1 protein-coding gene is annotated in these 1,708 nt (G+C 61.1%); it reads right to left on the bottom strand.

Features of this window, described 5'->3' with window-relative positions; all coding sequences use genetic code 11:
- Positions 1–1,708 (bottom strand): hypothetical protein (locus tag AB1772_13445; protein ID MEW5797344.1); only part of this gene is annotated, 1,708 nt, incomplete at both ends.

The following is a 1,708-nucleotide window of genomic DNA, read 5'->3' as shown; positions in this document are numbered from 1 at the left end:
CGTATCGCGGAAGGTGTACTTCCAGCCCGCGAAGGATGTATCCGCACAGACAATCGAATCAAGGTGGCTATCAGTGTAGAAGGAATCGCACTGGGTCGGGATACCGCCGCCGCCCAGGGAGACCGAGTCCTTGATCGTTGAGTCGACGCAGTTCGTTGTCCCACCGGCGCAGCAGGTTGTGGCCCACTGGAAGTCGACTTTCAGGACGCCCGACTGGTCGACGCAGAACTGGCCATCCGGAGTCAGATCGTTGCCTTCGATGTGGATCGTGATCGGGTCTTCATACTGCCCGATCGGATCGCGCATGGACATCGCACGGCGGATGCATTTGCCATCCACCGGGTTGGTCACCAGCGCGCAAGGCGGAATCGAATCCGGAACGCAGAGGCTGTCGGCGTCAGAACCGGTCCAGCCGCACGAGTCGCTCCAGAAGACTTGCAGGTAATGTGCTCCGCCCTTGGCGAACCCGGTCGCATCGAGGTTGAATGTGATCGAGTTGCTGACCCGCTCCTGATAGAGGTACTGGTTGCCGTCAACAATGACCTGCAACGCGTACGGCGGGGTCCCGCCGGTAACCGAAATCGCCACCGGGTTGGTCGGGCCATAGATCTGGTAGCCGCGCACGCCGCAGAAGACCTGCAGCACACGCTGCTGACCGTTGATCGTCAACAGACTGCCCTCGATCACACGGGTCGACCAATCGAACCAGTACTGGCTCGAGCAGGCCGCCCACGCCTCGTCGGGCGTGATCGTCTTGCCAACCACGTCGGTGGTGGCGATCGCAACTTCGACCGTCTGCACCGTGTCGGCGCCCACCTGGTAGTTCAGCATGAACGGATCGAGATTGACGTGGAAGCAGACACCCGGTTCGGACAGCGACGAGCCGCCGAGCACAAACCAGTCACCAGGCTGATTGCCGGCTGCCGGACTGATGTCTTTCAGACGGCCCCAGGCGGTGACGGTCTTGATGTCGTTGCTCGCCGAGTCCTTGGCGCATGTGAAAATCGTCAGCCCGTGATATTCGTTGTCGCAATACAGGCTGCCGGGTTCCGGCTGAATCACGCAAGCATAGGCCGGAGCCTTGTCGGAGTAGCAGTACGTCGGAGTCGCATGCTGGACCTCGGCGTAACCGCACTTATCGATCGACTCGACGGTGAAGACATAGAGCCCGTGCTCGACCATGGCCGGGACCGGGTTCGCCATCGTCGTGTTCCATCTGTAGAAGCCCGAGTCAGCAACCCAGACTCCCGCCTGATGCCACGAGATGGTGTCGAGATTCGTCGTCCAGTCGATGGCGTTGGCGCTGTCTTTGCCATAGTGGATGACCATGGTGCCCAGCCACGCCGTCGTTTCGTTCTGATACCAGCGCAACTGGATCGCACCACCGGCGATGGATTGGCAGGTCAGGCCGGTCACCGGCTTGATGTGCCGGACCATGGCCGTGTCGGTCGCGCCTACGGCGTCGAAGTTCGGGCAGCTCGGCGTGTTGACCGTGCAACTGTCAACCGTGCGCACCGCGAACTTGTAAGTCGAGTCACCGGCGAATCCGGGGCGGAAGAGCGAGCAATTCACCGAATCCCAGGTTTGATATCCGGGGCCGCCAATGACCGAGTCGAGTTTCGTGCTGTAGTTGATGGTGCCGGATCCCGCGTCCCAATAGATGTAGTACTTGGCCGCACTGGAATCGGCGCCGGTCCACTCCAGAGCC

The organism is Candidatus Zixiibacteriota bacterium (assembly GCA_040752815.1).
In the GTDB taxonomy this organism is placed as follows: Bacteria; Zixibacteria; MSB-5A5; order GN15; family FEB-12; genus JAGGTI01.
The sequence above is the reverse complement of the archived record's forward strand: the minus strand, read 5'-3'. Positions and strand labels throughout refer to the sequence as shown.